At 58.5% G+C, this 14,380-nt stretch carries 16 protein-coding genes; 2 read left to right on the top strand and 14 right to left on the bottom strand.

Features of this window, described 5'->3' with window-relative positions:
• Positions 1–21: 21 nt before the first annotated feature.
• Complete coding sequence (pepE, locus tag TAN611_RS01110) at positions 22–747, bottom strand: dipeptidase PepE (protein ID WP_111736247.1); 726 nt, start codon at positions 745–747, stop codon at positions 22–24.
• Between the two features lie 274 nt (positions 748–1,021).
• Here pepE and rfaH point away from each other — a divergent pair, with 274 nt between their 5' ends.
• Positions 1,022–1,510, top strand: coding sequence for a transcription/translation regulatory transformer protein RfaH (rfaH, locus tag TAN611_RS01105; protein WP_105229412.1), 489 nt, complete (start codon positions 1,022–1,024; stop codon positions 1,508–1,510).
• Positions 1,511–1,543: 33 nt separating this feature from the next.
• Here rfaH and hemB read toward each other — a convergent pair whose 3' ends face one another.
• The 12 genes from hemB to udp form a co-directional block, all read right to left on the bottom strand.
• The gene (gene hemB, locus TAN611_RS01100; protein WP_203067118.1) at positions 1,544–2,566 is read right to left on the bottom strand and encodes a porphobilinogen synthase; all 1,023 of its coding nucleotides are present in this window, start codon (positions 2,564–2,566) and stop codon (positions 1,544–1,546) included.
• A gap of 14 nt (positions 2,567–2,580) precedes the next feature.
• The gene (gene tatD, locus TAN611_RS01095) at positions 2,581–3,363 is read right to left on the bottom strand and encodes a 3'-5' ssDNA/RNA exonuclease TatD (protein WP_187043798.1); all 783 of its coding nucleotides are present in this window, start codon (positions 3,361–3,363) and stop codon (positions 2,581–2,583) included.
• Between the two features lie 53 nt (positions 3,364–3,416).
• Positions 3,417–4,187, bottom strand: a complete 771-nt coding sequence (gene tatC / locus TAN611_RS01090; RefSeq protein WP_015344202.1) for a Sec-independent protein translocase subunit TatC — start codon at positions 4,185–4,187, stop codon at positions 3,417–3,419.
• Positions 4,188–4,190: 3 nt separating this feature from the next.
• Positions 4,191–4,709, bottom strand: coding sequence for a Sec-independent protein translocase protein TatB (gene tatB / locus TAN611_RS01085; protein ID WP_203067117.1), 519 nt, complete (start codon positions 4,707–4,709; stop codon positions 4,191–4,193).
• 3 nt (positions 4,710–4,712) lie between these two features.
• Entirely contained in the window at positions 4,713–4,976 is a 264-nt protein-coding gene (gene tatA, locus TAN611_RS01080; RefSeq protein WP_111736244.1) for a Sec-independent protein translocase subunit TatA, read from the bottom strand.
• Between the two features lie 133 nt (positions 4,977–5,109).
• Complete coding sequence (gene ubiB, locus TAN611_RS01075; RefSeq protein WP_105229408.1) at positions 5,110–6,741, bottom strand: ubiquinone biosynthesis regulatory protein kinase UbiB; 1,632 nt, start codon at positions 6,739–6,741, stop codon at positions 5,110–5,112.
• Positions 6,738–7,346: an SCP2 domain-containing protein gene (locus TAN611_RS01070; protein WP_105233187.1), complete on the bottom strand. Its 609-nt coding sequence runs from the start codon at positions 7,344–7,346 to the stop codon at positions 6,738–6,740. Before TAN611_RS01070 ends, ubiB begins: the two co-directional genes overlap by 4 nt.
• 13 nt (positions 7,347–7,359) lie before the next feature.
• Positions 7,360–8,115: a bifunctional demethylmenaquinone methyltransferase/2-methoxy-6-polyprenyl-1,4-benzoquinol methylase UbiE gene (gene ubiE / locus TAN611_RS01065; RefSeq protein WP_105229407.1), complete on the bottom strand. Its 756-nt coding sequence runs from the start codon at positions 8,113–8,115 to the stop codon at positions 7,360–7,362.
• 80 nt (positions 8,116–8,195) lie between these two features.
• Positions 8,196–9,731, bottom strand: coding sequence for a DNA recombination protein RmuC (gene rmuC / locus TAN611_RS01060; RefSeq protein WP_203067116.1), 1,536 nt, complete (start codon positions 9,729–9,731; stop codon positions 8,196–8,198).
• Between the two features lie 125 nt (positions 9,732–9,856).
• Positions 9,857–10,387, bottom strand: coding sequence for a DedA family protein (locus TAN611_RS01055; protein WP_105229405.1), 531 nt, complete (start codon positions 10,385–10,387; stop codon positions 9,857–9,859).
• Between the two features lie 90 nt (positions 10,388–10,477).
• On the bottom strand, positions 10,478–11,260 hold the full coding sequence (locus tag TAN611_RS01050; protein WP_111736242.1) for a tyrosine-protein phosphatase: 783 nt from the start codon (positions 11,258–11,260) through the stop codon (positions 10,478–10,480).
• A gap of 233 nt (positions 11,261–11,493) precedes the next feature.
• Positions 11,494–12,255 carry a uridine phosphorylase gene (gene udp, locus TAN611_RS01045; protein WP_111736241.1) on the bottom strand — a complete coding sequence of 254 codons (762 nt, stop codon included), beginning with the start codon at positions 12,253–12,255 and terminating at the stop codon, positions 11,494–11,496.
• Between the two features lie 272 nt (positions 12,256–12,527).
• Between udp and TAN611_RS01040 the strand changes: the two genes are divergently transcribed.
• Positions 12,528–13,364: a dienelactone hydrolase family protein gene (locus TAN611_RS01040; protein WP_197950205.1), complete on the top strand. Its 837-nt coding sequence runs from the start codon at positions 12,528–12,530 to the stop codon at positions 13,362–13,364.
• Between the two features lie 72 nt (positions 13,365–13,436).
• Here the strand turns inward: TAN611_RS01040 and TAN611_RS01035 are convergent, their stop codons facing one another.
• Positions 13,437–14,372 (bottom strand): iron ABC transporter permease, encoded by a 936-nt coding sequence (locus TAN611_RS01035; RefSeq protein WP_203067740.1) that lies wholly within the window; start codon positions 14,370–14,372, stop codon positions 13,437–13,439.
• Positions 14,373–14,380 lie beyond the last annotated feature (8 nt).

Below are 14,380 nucleotides of genomic sequence, written 5' to 3'. Positions count from 1 at the left end.
TTAAACAGAGCCGCAGCGCTGTCAGTGGCAATCGAACGGCACCAGCGCCTGCAGCGCCAGCGTATCCTGAAATTCCTGCGTCGCCGTGTTATGGCGGAACAGCTTGTAGCCCTGGCTGCGGGCGCTGACATAACGCAGTGTATTATCACGGACGTGCAGCAAACTGCCCTCTCGCAGCGCGACTACGGATTCGCTCGGATTGACCGCACAGAATTCAGCCAGGCGTTCATCGCGCGTCTCCCCCATATGACCACTGATATGCGCATCGATATAGTGCGGATTAATCTGCAGCGGGAACAACCCTAACGACGGCAATACGACGCTGTTGCGTACCGGCATATCATTGGTGGTGCGAATGCTTGGCGTCGCCACATTACAGCCGGCGCTCCAGCCGACGTACGGCACATTGCGCTCACGCACTGCGCGCTGAATGGGGACGATCAGTCCATTTTCATGCAGCAGCTGATTCAGAAGCCAGCTGTTGCCGCCGCTGACCAGAATGCATTCAGCCTGTTCAACCGCCGCCGCCGGCGATGACGAGTGGTGAATGCTGGCGACGGGAATGCCCAGCGTCTGCGTCAGCTCCTGCGCGCGCTCATCATAATCACTGCGGATCAGCGCGTAAGGAATCAGCAGCGCTGAGGTGAGATGACGACGGGCAACCATCTCCAGCAGTTCTTCTTTGGCGTAGCCCAGCAGCTCCGCTTCCCCGGAAAGCTTACCGTTGCTCAGTAGAAATAGTTCCATTGCTCTCTCTTATCTAAGAAGGATGAATAACATCACATTGGCGCTCGCCGCGCTTTGCCATACTGCTCACGGTAACAAATTTTGCGCCTACAGTTATACCCGGGTGGGGCAGATATGTGTGTGACGGCACATCAAACGCCGCAGGTTAAGTACGATCTACGCCAGCGGCGTTGGTTATATCTGATTAACCCCATTTCACGATTGTGGGGCTTGGCCTAGGTATCCGTAATGGCTTTTGCTATGCTTAACGGCTGACAGAAAGGCATGTGAAATTATGGAATCTTGGTATTTACTCTATTGTAAACGCGGCCAGCTCTTGCGGGCACAGGAACACTTGGAACGACAGGCGGTGGGCTGCTTCAGCCCGGTTATCGCGCTGGAAAAGATCGTGCGCGGCAAGCGCACCACGGTGAACGAACCGCTGTTTCCCAACTACCTGTTTGTGGCGTTCGATCCTGAGCGGATCCACACCACAACCATCAGCGCAACCCGCGGCGTCAGCCATTTTGTCCGCTTCGGTTCGCTGCCAACGATCATTCCACAGACGGTTATCGAAGAACTGCGCACCCATACCAGCGACACCTATGTCGACCCGGAAACGCCGCAGCCGGGCGATACCGTGCTGATTACCGACGGTGTGTTCGAGGGCCTGCAGGCTATCTATACCGAGCCAGACGGCGAGGCGCGCTCCATGCTGCTGCTCAACCTGATTAACAAACAGGTGACGCAAAGCCTGGATAACCGCCAGTTCGAAAAGATGTAAACAAGGCGCCGCAGGGCGCCTTTTTATGCTCTGTCAGCGCTGCATCGCTTCGTCATGCAACCACTGCGCCACGCGCTTGGCGAAATAGGTCAGCACACCATCGGCACCGGCGCGTTTGAAACACATCAGCGATTCCATAATGGCCGGTTGCTCCTGCAGCCAACCATTCTGGATTGCCGCCATATGCATCGCATACTCACCGGAAACCTGATAGGCGAATGTCGGCACGCCAAAGTTATCCTTAACGCGTCGCACCACATCCAGATACGGCATGCCAGGCTTCACCATCACCATATCCGCGCCTTCCTGCAGGTCCTGCGCAATTTCCTGCAGCGCTTCGTCGCTATTGGCCGGATCCATCTGATAGGTTTTTTTGTTGCCGCCTTTCAGATTGCCGCTGGAGCCCAGCGCATCGCGGAACGGGCCGTAATAGCAAGAGGCATATTTGGCAGAGTAGGCCATGATCTGCGTATTGATCAGCCCCTGCTGCTCCAGACTGTCGCGAATGGCGCCGATGCGACCATCCATCATATCGCTCGGGGCGACGATTTCTGCGCCGGCTTCTGCGTGTGACAACGCCTGGCGCACCAAAATCTCTTTGGTGACATCGTTAATCACATAGCCGTCGCTATCAATCACGCCGTCCTGACCGTGTGTGGTATAGGGATCCAGCGCCACATCGGTCAGGATCCCCAGCTCAGGCACCGCATCTTTCAGGACGCGCACCGTACGCTGCACCAGGCCATCCGGGTTATAGGCTTCTTCCGCATGCAAAGATTTCTGCGCGGACTCAATCACCGGAAATAACGATATCACCGGCACGCCAAGCTTGGCGATGGCTTCCGCCTCTTTGACCAGCAGATCGATAGACATACGTGACACACCCGGCATGGAGCTGACCGCCTCTTGACGTTGGCTGCCTTCCATCACGAAAACCGGATAAATCAAATCGTTAACGCTCAGTTGATTTTCAGCCACCAGGCGGCGGCTGAAATCATGGCGACGCACGCGACGCATGCGACGCCCCGGGAAAGTGCCCGGAAACGCATAGCTCATACTCTTCTCCTGACTCATGCCAACCGGAATAACCGGCGGGCGTTACGATCGGTTTCCTGCGCCAGCCATTGCGCATCTTCCTGACGCCAGGTCGCCACCTGACGGACGATATGGGGCAGAAAACAGGGTTCATTACGACGCGAGGCAGGTTTGGGCTGCAAATCCCGCGGTAACAAATACGGCGCGTCGGTTTCCAGCAGCAACCGGTCAACGGGAATTTTCGGCAACAGCGCGCGCAGCGCCAGGCCGCGACGCTCATCACACACCCAGCCGGTAATGCCGACGGATAAGCCCAACGACAGGCAGCCTGCCAGTTCCTCTTCGTTGCCGGTAAAACAGTGCACGACGGCGGCCGGCAGCTTATCCAGCCAAGGCTCCAGCAATGCGACAAAACGTGCGTGCGCATCACGGCAGTGTAAAAACACCGGCATCGCCAGCTCCGCCGCCAGCGCCAGTTGCGCGCTAAAGGCCGCCTCTTGTTCCTGCGGCGTAGAGAAATTGCGGTTAAAATCTAGCCCGCACTCACCAATAGCCACCACTTCCTCCCTGGCGGCCAATGCGCCTATCTGCTGAGCGACATCGTCGTTCCAGCCGCTGGCCTGATGCGGATGCACGCCCGCAGTGGACCAACAGAAGCCGCGGTAATGCTGCGCCAGCGCGCTGGCCGCCTCACTTTCCGGCAGGTCGGTGCCGGTAATCAGCATCCCCGTGACGCCGGCTTCCCGGGCGCGTTCAACCACCTGAGCGGCATCTTTGGCAAATTGTGAACTGGTCAGGTTAACACCGATATCAAACATGGCTTTTCCAAAACAGAAGCCGCCCATCAGGGCGGCTTGGCGATAACAATAACTCAAGACGTCGGGTGTTCTTCACCCTCATCCTCTTCTTCCGGCTGCGGCCGTCGCTTGCCGACGTAGAAGCGGGCAAAGAAGATGCCGACTTCAAACAGCAGATACATCGGGATAGCCAGCAGCGTCTGCGAGAACACGTCCGGCGGCGTCAGCAGCATCCCCACCACAAAGGCGCCGACCAGCACATAAGGACGCTTCTTCTTCAGGTCTTCCGGCGAGGTGACGCCACTCCAGCACAGCAGAATTATCGCAACCGGTACCTCAAACGCCACGCCAAACGCCATAAACAGCGCCATCACAAAGTCGAGGTAGTTGTTAATATCGGTAGCTATCAATACGCCGGCCGGCGCGGTTTTGGCAAAGAAGCCGAACGCCAGCGGGAACACGATAAAGTAGGCAAACGCCATCCCCAGATAGAACAGGACGCTGCTGGAAAATAGCAGCGGCATCATCAGGCGGCGCTCATGCTTATACAGTGCCGGCGCAATAAACGCCCAGACCTGATACAGGATGACCGGCGCCGAAACGAACACCGAGACAATCATCGTCAGTTTAATCGGGGTAAAGAAAGGAGAAGCCACATCGGTGGCTATCATGCTCGCCCCGGCCGGCAACTGCTTGATTAACGGCGCAGAAACCAGCTGATAAATATCATTGGCAAAGAATACCAACGCAATAAAGATCACCAGTACGCTGATGATTGAGTTCAACAGCCGCTTACGTAGTTCGATCAGATGACTGATAAGCGGTTGGGTGTCTTCCACAGCCATGTTTTAACGATCGCCATTAGATGAGTGGGATGCCGGGGTGTGGTCCGCAGCAGACGTGACGGGAGCCTTGGCCGCAGACGAGGTCGCTGGCGCTTCCGGCGGCACAGCTTTCGCAATGGCGGCCGGCGCGGCGCTGTTCGCCGCCTCTGCGGTAACGACGTCGTCATGCGCCGCCTCAGGCTCGTCAGTCCGTGGATTATGGATAGTGTTGGCTTCAGCATCAGCACCAGGCTGATACGAACGCTTCAGCGAGTCGGTCGCTTCTTTCAGCTCGTCCATCGACGCCTTCAGCTCCGGCGTCAGATTTTGCAGACCGGCACTTTCCGCTTTCTTCAGGCTGTCCTGCAGTTCCTGCAGCTTCAGCTCCTGAGAGAGTTCATTTTGCACCGATGCCGCCAGAGAACGCAGAGCACGGATCCAGCCCGCAACCGTTCTTACCGCAACCGGCAACCGTTCCGGCCCCAGCACAACCAGACCAATCACCAGTACCAGCAGCAGCTCACTAAACCCAATGTCAAACACGGTTTATACCTGCTCTTTGTTCTTCGACTCTTCAGTTTTCACTTCCGGCTGCTTATCCGCGATAGGCTTGGCCGCAAAGTCAGCATCGTGGCTGGTTTTTTCCGTCGTGTTGGTTGGCGAGGTGTTGTTGTCGTCGCCAATCGCCTTTTTGAAGCCCTTGATCGATGCGCCGAGATCGGAGCCCAGCGTACGGAGCTTATTGGTACCAAACAGCAGCACCACGATCACCGCAATGATCAACAATTGCCAAATACTAATACCGCCCATTCCAATTACCTCTAGATTTACAGGGGTTATTCAACGTTGCCGCATTATACGGCAACTTTTAACCGGGTTACGAGTTCCTCGTCGACTTTTACATTACGCTGACAAGCGTAAACAGGGTCCACGAAAAACAGATTCAGCTCGCGCGCTTCCAGCCCACGATCCAGGCGACGATCCCTCCGGCCATCATCCAGGCCGGCAGTACCTCGATACCGCCCAGCAACAGGATGGAACCGCCTACTAATAGTGTAGCGCCAACGCCGAACAAATACCGCGACTGTCCCTGCCGGACGCGCTGCGCCTGCATCTGATGGGTCAGCTTATCAACGCTTTGTTGCAACAGCTTATGCTGCTGCAAACTATCATAAAATAATTCCGGCAGTTCAGGCAGCTTCTCCGCCCAGAACGGCGCCTTGTCTTTCAGGGCGCGGACAACCGCAGGAATGCCCACTTGATCGCGCAGCCAGCTTTCCAGGAAGGGTTTCGCCGTGGTCCACAGATCCAACTGCGGGTAAAGCTGCCGCCCCAGGCCTTCAACATACAGCAGGGTCTTCTGCAACAGCACCAGCTGCGGCTGCACTTCCATATTGAAACGGCGCGCGGTGTTAAACAAGTTCAACAGCACGTTGCCGAACGAAATTTCCGCCAGCGGCTTTTCAAAAATCGGCTCGCACACGGTGCGGATGGCGAATTCAAAGTCTTCCACGTTGGTATCGCGCGGCACCCAACCGGAATCGACGTGCAGTTCCGCCACCTTGCGGTAGTCGCGGTTGAAGAAGGCGATAAAGTTTTCCGCCAGGTAACGTTTATCGTCTTTGTTCAGCGAGCCGACGATACCGCAGTCAATGCCAATATAGCGGGGATCTTCCGGATGCTCATAGCTGACAAAGATATTGCCCGGATGCATATCGGCATGGAAGAAACTGTCGCGGAACACCTGGGTAAAGAACACCTGCACGCCGCGTTCAGCCAGCAGTTTCATATTGGTGCCCTGCGCTTCCAGCGTCGGGATGTCCGACACCGGTATGCCATAGATACGCTCCATCACCAGCAGGCTCTCGCGGCAGTAATCGGAATAGACTTCCGGCACGTAAAGCATCGGGCTGCCGTCGAAGTTACGCCGCAGCTGAATGGCATTCGCCGCTTCACGCAGCAGGTTCAATTCGTCCAGCAGGGTCTTCTCATACTCGCGCACCACTTCGCGCGGGCGCAGGCGGCGACCGTCCGGCAACAGTTTCGGCACCCAACCGGCCAGGCGATACATCAGGCGCACGTCGGCTTTGATAATCGGCCCGATATCAGGCCGGATCACCTTCAGCACCACTTCCTTGCCGGTGGTTTTCAGGCGGGCGGTATGTACCTGCGCAATCGACGCCGACGCCAAAGGCTGTTGTTCAAAATCGTCAAACCACTCTTCCAGCGGCCCGCCCAGCGCCAATTCGATATGCTTGCGCGCCAGCGCGCCGTCAAACGGCGCTACGCGGTCCTGCAGCAGCGTCAGCTGGTCGGCAATGTGCGGCGGGAACAGATCGCGCCGCGTCGACATCATCTGGCCGAACTTGATCCACACCGGGCCCAGTTCCTGTAATGCCAAACGCAGACGTTCGCCCAGCGGCTGATCCTTGTGTTTGTTCGGCATCCAGAACAGTAAACGCCGGCCAAAACGCAGCGGCAGGGTCAGACGCATTTTAGGGATTAGCTCATCCAGGCCGTAGCTAAGAAAAACGCGAACGATAAAGTACAGGCGGCGTAATTCGCCAGGGGTCATCGCTTACCCTCCAACTTGTCCATGCGGGCCAACAAGGCTTCCAGACTGCGGGTTGCGGCGTCCACTTCTTCGTTGAACCACACCACTTCCAGCGGCCCCGGCGCAACGCGCCACTCTTCGGTCAGCGTTTCCGCCACGTAGCGCTGCTGGCTCTGCAGACCGGACTTCAGCAGACAGGCGCCTTTGCCCATCACCTGCGTAATACCCTGTGCGGCAATATCGCCGATGTAGGGCGCCAGCCACTCTGCCGGATCCCACTCCGCCAAATCCAGCAGCCCGACCAGCTGTTGCACCACCTGAATATCGCCTTCGACAACCAGCTCGCCGCTGCGCATCAACGGCGACAGCTGCTGACGGTCACGCAATTTCAGCAGCACCGGAATACGCGTCTGCACCGTGCAGTCGGCTGCATCTTCGGATTGCCCCAGCACATCGACCCGCTGTTCGCTGAAAATCAGCACCAGCGGCGCAGAAAACTCCTGCAGTTCAATCCGCAGCACCTTGCCGGCCAAACGCTGACGCGCGGCCTTCATGCTGCGATCGCGGAACAGCAGGCTATTAAGCGACGTTTCCAACACGCCGGTCAGCAGCGGGGTTAACAGCATCGGCATGTCCATATCAGAACTTAAAGCCCCGGTGCAGTGCAACAATGCCGCCGGTCAGGTTGAAGTAGCTGACGTTGTCGAAGCCGGCGTTCTGCATCATGCCTTTCAGGGTTTCCTGATCGGGATGCATGCGGATGGATTCCGCCAGATAGCGGTAGCTTTCCGGATCCTTCACCACCAGCTCGCCGATTTTCGGCAGTACATGGAAGGAGTAGGCGTCGTAGGCTTTGCTCAGCGGCGCCAACAGCGGTTTGGAAAACTCCAGCACCAGCAGACGGCCGCCCGGCTTCAGCACGCGGAACATCGAACGCAGCGCCTTGTCTTTATCAGTGACGTTACGCAGGCCGAAAGAGATGGTGATGCAGTCGAAATAGTTATCCGGGAACGGCAGCGCCTCAGCATTGGCCTGCACGTAGTTGATGTTGCCGACAATGCCGCGATCGCGCAGCTTATCACGCCCCATCTTCAGCATGGATTCGTTGATATCCGCCAGCACCACCTGCCCCTGTTCCCCGACCATGCGCGAGAACTTGGCGGCCAGATCGCCGGTGCCGCCGGCCAGATCCAGAACGCGCTGACCGCGGCGCACGCCGCTGCAATCAATGGTAAAACGCTTCCAGACCCGATGAATGCCGAATGACATCAGGTCATTCATTACGTCATATTTGGCCGCTACCGAGTGAAAAACATCGGCCACCATGGCCTGTTTTTCTTCACGTGCTACGGTACGAAAACCGAAATCTGTGGTTTCCTGCGATTGATCTGCCATTGTCTTGCCTGCTATTCAGTCAATTTTGTAGTTGTGGAGTGTACCAGAACCCCACGAAATACCCCACCTCGCCGCAGCGTTCATCCCTGCGACGTCTGGTCGGTAGCATCTTTTGCCTCTGCCTCTGGCAACGCGCCGGCGGCGTCATCGGCTGCCTGTGCACCTTGCCGATCCTGCTCGCTGGCCTGCTGCGCCAGCTGCGGGTTTATCGGCCGTTTCACCTCAACCCCCAAGGCGCGGAAGCCTTCGGTCTGACAGATAAGATTACCACGGCCTTCGCTGAGTTTGTTCATCGCCTGCCGATAGCTGCCCTGCGCTTTATCCAGACTTTGCCCCAACGCCGACATATCATCAACGAACAGGCGCATTTTGTCGTACAGCCGCGCCGCGCGGTCGGCAATGCGCTGGGCGTTCTGGCTCTGGTGCTCATAGCGCCACAGGTTGGTGATGGTACGTAACGCCACCAGCAGCGTAGTCGGGCTGACCAGCATGATATTGTGCTTCAGCGCTTCGCTGATAAGCTCAGGCTCGCGGTCAATAGCCAGCAAGAACGCCGGCTCCACCGGAATAAACATCAGAACGTAATCCAGCGAGCGCAGCCCCGGCAGTTGCTGGTAATCCTTCCGTCCCAGCAGCCGGATATGTCCGCGCAGGGAGGCGATATGCTCACTCAGCGCGGCTTCGCGCTCCGCCTCATCTTCGCTGTTGAAGTATCGCTCATAGGCCACCAGCGACATTTTGGCGTCGATCACCACGTCTTTCCCCTGCGGGAGACGTACGATCACATCAGGCTGCATACGGCTCTGATGGTCCAGCCGCACGTTCACCTGTGTTTCATACTCATGCCCTTCCCGCAGGCCGGAGGCCTCGAGTACCCGGCTGAGCACCACCTCACCCCAGTTGCCCTGAGTTTTGTTATCGCCTTTCAGCGCTTTGGTCAGATTGATCGCCTCACGCGCCATCTGCGCATTCAGCTGCTGCAGATTACGTATCTCGTGAGTCAGGGTGTGGCGCTCCCGCGCTTCCTGACCAAAGCTGTCCTGTACCTGACGACGGAAGCCGTCTAGCTGTTCGCGCAGCGGCAGCAGCAGCCGATCCAGACTCTGCCGGTTCTGTTCATCCACCTTGCGGCCGCTGTGTTCGAAGATGCGGTTGGCCAGATTCTCAAACTGGGTGGTCAGCCGCTGCTCGCTGTTGATCAGCAGCCGCTGTTTCTCTTCGGCCGCCATGCGCGTTTCTTCCAGGCGAATCGTCACCTCGCGCAGCTCGGCCTCCTGCATGCTGTTGACCTCGCGCTGGGCGCGCAGCTCCTGGTTGAGCTGCTCACACTCGCCACGCCAGTGTTCAAGCTGTTGTAGCTTCTCCCGCGCTGCGGCGAACTGCCCGTGCAGATTACGCAGGTCCAAATCGTTTTGCCGCAGCTGCTGCTCCTGCCGCTGCGCCGCCTCCTGGCGCGCCGCAATCTCCTGCTGCGCCTGCTGCAGCGACTGCTCCAGCAAACGCAGTTCCGTTTCGTGATGCGCCTGGTTCTGCTGCTGCCTCAGGTTGGCGATCAACCACCCCAGCAGCATGCCGATGACCACGCCGCCAATACCGTACACCAAGCTGGTATCCACCCTGCCTCCCGTTAACCCGTACCGTCCGGCGCTTCGCGCCCGCTGCCCGTCACGTTAAGGGGAGACTGTATGGATGTCCAGTCAGAATTTTATCTGCCGTGCAATTATGCGCAACGCTGCGCAAACTAGGCAAACCACTGACTTAACCACTTGATACCGAACGCCCCCGGCGCAAGAATGCCGAACGCCCAGATCATCGCCGAGGTCAGGTTGGCCAGTTGAAAATAGCGCTGCGGCATGGCGCAGATACCGCCGACCAGCGGCACCACCGCGCGCAGCGGGCCGAAGAAACGGCCGAAGAAAATGCCCAGCACGCCCCAGCGTTCAAAGAACGCATGGCCGCGCACCAGTAATTGCGGATTGCGCGACAGCGGCCACATATGGGCCACGCGATCCTGATAGCGGTAGCCGATCCAATAAGAGAGCCAATCGCCAAAGAATGCGCCGGCCGCCGCCGCCGCCCAGATCGGCCAGAAGGCGATGCCGCTTTCCCCGATCAGCGCGCCCAGCGCCAGCAGGATCACCGTCGCCGGCAGCAGCAGGGAAAGAAACGCCAGCGATTCGCCGAAGGCCAGGAAGAAAATAATCGGAATGGCCCAGCCCTCGTGCTGCCGCACGACGTCGCTGACCCAGTGAATAACGTCGCTGAGACTCAAAGACAGGCTCCTTTACGGCGCTGTGATAGTTAGATCCTATGCTCGCCGGGGCTGCTTAAACCCCGGCTAAACGCGGCGGCGATAGCCGCCTCACTCCAGATAGTGCGCCTGCAGAGCGGCACGCTGGCTGGCGCCCAGGCCATACTCCGCCTCCAGCCAGCGGTCGGTGCTGCCGTACTGTTCGCGGATACAGCCCAGCGCCGTCATCAGAAACTCTTCACGGGCGCTCAGCACATAGGCAAACTGCGCCAGCGCAGACTCATTCAGACGTACCGACAGCTGATCCAACATCTGTTCGCGGAAGGCGGCCAGCGTGGTTTCCGTCAGCAGGTAATCTTCCACCACCGTCGCTTCATCCGCTCCCAGCGCGAACAGTACCAACGCAGAGCCGATCCCGGTACGGTCTTTGCCGACCGCACAGTGCTGCACAATGGCCCCTTCCGCCGGGTTGCCGAGCAGGCTCGTCAGCTGCTGATAGGCCGCATTACCAAACGGCAGACGACGATACAGCTCCAGCATAAAAGCACGCGCATCAAACGTCGCCAGCGTCTCGCTGGTGAGTTTTTCCAGGTTGGCGTTCACTTCATTGCTCAGCGGGTTGGCAGGGAAATGGTGGTACTGCGCCCCCTGCCATAAAATATCCGGCTTGGCCTGCACCTCATCGGTATCGCGGTAGTCCAGCACCGAACGCACCGGGACGCCCGCCAGGAACGTACAGTCGTTTTCCGTCAGGCGTTCCAGCGAGCCGGAACGAAACAGCAGGCCGCGCTTGATGCGCCGTCCGTCGGCAGCGCTGTTGCCGCCTAAATCACGAAAGTTGATGCCGCCATCCAGGGGCGCAAGCGAGGGGTGGAGCAGAATTTGGGCGGTCATAGACATCCTCTTGATTATTGTCTGAGAAAGCGCCAACGCAGCGAGTGGACAAAGCGGGCGGACGCTGAAGGTTATACCCTAAATAATTCAAGTTGCGGCAACAGACAAGGGAGTATGACTGAAAAGGCGCAAAACTTTTTACCGCCGGCAGCGCCGCAGCTTACGTACTGATGCAGAATTTAACGCGCAGGAAGGGAGAAACGGGCCGCACGACGGCCCGTAAAAACAGCGGATTACAGCAGGCGACGCGCCGCGTCCACCACGATCTGCACCGCTTTGCTTTCGGTCTGCTTCATGGTTTCCGCGTTCGGGATTTCCTGCTGGGTACGGTTGACGATCACGCCGGCCACCATGCCGGCACGCAGTCCCTGACTGGCGCACATGGTCAGCAACGTGGCAGATTCCATTTCATAGTTCATTACGCCCATCGCCTGCCACTCCTCCATCGAGCCTTTGAAGCGGCTGACCACGCGGCCGGAATAGGTGTCATAACGCTCCTGTCCCGGGTAGAAGGTGTCAGAAGAGGCGGTAACGCCGATATGGGTCACAGCGCCGTTCTCCTTGGCCGCCTCGACCAGCGCGGTGGTACAGGCGAAATCGGCCACGGCAGGGAACTCCATCGGCGCAAAGTGCAGGCTGGCGCCGTCAAGACGCACCGCCCCGGTGGTCACCAACACGTCGCCGACGTTGATATTCGATTGAATGGCGCCGGTGGTGCCGATACGCAAAAACGTACGAATCCCCAGCTGTGCCAGTTCTTCCACCGCGATGGAGGTCGACGGCCCGCCGATACCGGTGGAACAGACGATCACCGCTTTGCCGTCCAGCTCCGCGCGCCAGGTGGTGAACTCACGATGGGACGCCAGATGCACCGGGTTCTCCATCAGTTTGGCAATTTTTTCTACGCGCTGCGGATCGCCGGGAACAATTGCCAACTGAGCCCCTTGTAAATCGTTTTTGGTGAGGCCGAGATGAAAAACATCAGACTGAGACATACGAGACTCCTCATAAATCAGGATTATTGGGAGGAACAAAAAAGCACTCTACTGAAAATCTTCGCCATTTTTCGTGACTAACGTCACCACAAAGGAAGAAACAGGCAGCGATCGACATATTTTATGTGATTTAAATCACATTAATAACCCCAAAGAGCCATGTTTTCACTGGCTCAAGCATAGCCGACAAACGCCACAAAACGGCGATGACAACCGGCCATCTTGTTATCTATAGTTAATCTTTGCTCCGCTTCTCTTGGATGGAGACCGCCATGAAAACCGAACACGCAATGACACTAGAACCGGTACAGGGAAGCTTCGCCCCTGCCGCCGAGCCGTTGGCCGATACGACAATTTACACCGACGATCAGGGCATTCACGCCGGGGAAACCACCATTCCCTCGCAGGGCGATGATCTGCCGGCCTATATTGCCAAGCCGGCTAACCATCAGGGCCCTTTCCCGGTGGTCCTGGTGGTGCAGGAAATTTTCGGCGTCCATCAGCATATTCAGGATCTCTGCCGCCGGCTGGCGAAAGAGGGCTACCTGGCGATTGCGCCGGAGCTGTACTTCCGCCAGGGCGATGCTACCGACTACAGCGAGATTGGCGAACTGCTGCAAAAACTGGTCAGCAAAGTGCCGGACAATCAGGTGCTGGCCGATCTGGACCACGTCGCCCATTGGGCGACCCGGCACGGCGGCGACGCCAGTAAACTGGCCATCACCGGTTTCTGCTGGGGCGGGCGCATCACCTGGCTGTATGCCGCGCACAACCCGCAGCTCAAGGCTGCGGTGGCCTGGTACGGCAAACTGGTGGGGGAAAAGACGCTGAACTCACCCAAGCATCCGGTTGATATTGCCAGCCATCTGTCGACCCCGGTGCTGGGGCTGTACGGCGGACAGGACAGCGGTATTTCACTGGAGAGTGTGGAAAGCATGCGCCAAGCGATCCGCGCCGCCAACGCCGATGCGGAGATCGTAGTCTACCCCGAAGCCGGTCACGCCTTTAACGCGGATTACCGCCCGAGCTATAACGCCGAAGCCGCGCAGGACGGCTGGCAGCGCATGCTGAACTGGTTTGTACAGCACGGCGTGGTCGGGGTGAAGTAAACGGCGTACGGGCTCAGCGCAACGGCTGGGCCCAATCACGACGCCGGCACGGCGGTGGCTCTGACTTAGCACTTAGCGTTTAAACAGAATCATCAGCACAAACACGCCGCCTAACCCGGCGGTAATCACGCCAATCGGCAGCTCCTGCGGCGCCATCAGGGTGCGGCTGAGCACATCGCCGGCGGTCAGCAACAGTGCGCCGATAACGGCGCTCAGCGACAACAATGGCAAATGACGCACGCCGCACAGCGGCCGCGCCAAGTGCGGCACCATCAGGCCGACGAAGCCAATCACCCCGGTTAGCGCCACCAATGCAGACGTCGCCAGCGCGCAGCAAAGAAATACCTCACTGCGTAACCGCGTCAGCTGGACTCCCAGCGAAACGGCGGTCTGTTCCCCGCCAAGCAAAGCGTCCAGTGACCGCCAGCGTAAGCAGATAAAGCTTATCAGCAGCAGGTTGGCGGCGGCCGCCAGCCAAAGATTTTGCCAGCTTGCCAGCCCCAGACCGCCCAATGACCAAAACAGAATCGCGCTTGCCGCACGCTGATCGCCGGTGAACACCAGGTAATTCGTCAGCGCGCCGAACAAAAAAGAGATCGCCAGGCCGCTGATCACAATACGCTCCGCGCCTTTATGCTGTTGCAAACGCAACAGCAGCATGACGGCAATGGCGGACACCAGGCCGCCGATAAAGGCTGCAATGGGTAATGTCCAGTTCCCCAGGCGGTCGCCCAGACGCGTAATCACCGCAACGGCCCCGGCCGACGCGCCGGACGAAAGGCCAAATAAAAACGGGTCCGCCAGCTCATTGCGCGTGGCGGTCTGCAGCAACGCGCCAACCAGCGCCAGCCCCGCGCCGGTGAGCGCCGCCAGCAACACCCGCGGCACACGCAGCTCAAACACGATCCGGGCGATCATCGGCGACGCCGGTCGATCGCCCAGCCCTAATACCGCCATCAGCTGTCCATCAGGTAAACGGGTCGCACCGATAGCGATACCGACCAGCATCAGCACCG

Source organism: Serratia sp. Tan611, from assembly GCF_905188235.1.
In the GTDB taxonomy this organism is placed as follows: domain Bacteria; phylum Pseudomonadota; class Gammaproteobacteria; order Enterobacterales; family Enterobacteriaceae; genus Serratia_B; species Serratia_B rhizosphaerae.
This window is presented reverse-complemented; position numbering and strand designations above follow the sequence as displayed.

Excerpts from the sequence above, each read along its gene's own strand:
- rfaH (WP_105229412.1), top strand. The coding sequence starts at position 1,022 with ATGGAATCTTGGTATTTACTCTATTGTAAACGCGGCCAGCTCTTGCGG.
- TAN611_RS01070 (WP_105233187.1), bottom strand. The coding sequence starts at position 7,346 with ATGCTGTTAACCCCGCTGCTGACCGGCGTGTTGGAAACGTCGCTTAAT.
- ubiB (WP_105229408.1), bottom strand. The coding sequence starts at position 6,741 with ATGACCCCTGGCGAATTACGCCGCCTGTACTTTATCGTTCGCGTTTTT.
- tatC (WP_015344202.1), bottom strand. The coding sequence starts at position 4,187 with ATGGCTGTGGAAGACACCCAACCGCTTATCAGTCATCTGATCGAACTA.
- TAN611_RS01035 (WP_203067740.1), bottom strand. The coding sequence starts at position 14,372 with ATGCTGGTCGGTATCGCTATCGGTGCGACCCGTTTACCTGATGGACAG.
- pepE (WP_111736247.1), bottom strand. The coding sequence starts at position 747 with ATGGAACTATTTCTACTGAGCAACGGTAAGCTTTCCGGGGAAGCGGAG.
- TAN611_RS01050 (WP_111736242.1), bottom strand. The coding sequence starts at position 11,260 with ATGACCGCCCAAATTCTGCTCCACCCCTCGCTTGCGCCCCTGGATGGC.
- ubiE (WP_105229407.1), bottom strand. The coding sequence starts at position 8,115 with ATGGCAGATCAATCGCAGGAAACCACAGATTTCGGTTTTCGTACCGTA.
- TAN611_RS01040 (WP_197950205.1), top strand. The coding sequence starts at position 12,528 with ATGAAAACCGAACACGCAATGACACTAGAACCGGTACAGGGAAGCTTC.
- tatD (WP_187043798.1), bottom strand. The coding sequence starts at position 3,363 with ATGTTTGATATCGGTGTTAACCTGACCAGTTCACAATTTGCCAAAGAT.
- udp (WP_111736241.1), bottom strand. The coding sequence starts at position 12,255 with ATGTCTCAGTCTGATGTTTTTCATCTCGGCCTCACCAAAAACGATTTA.
- hemB (WP_203067118.1), bottom strand. The coding sequence starts at position 2,566 with ATGAGCTATGCGTTTCCGGGCACTTTCCCGGGGCGTCGCATGCGTCGC.
- tatA (WP_111736244.1), bottom strand. The coding sequence starts at position 4,976 with ATGGGCGGTATTAGTATTTGGCAATTGTTGATCATTGCGGTGATCGTG.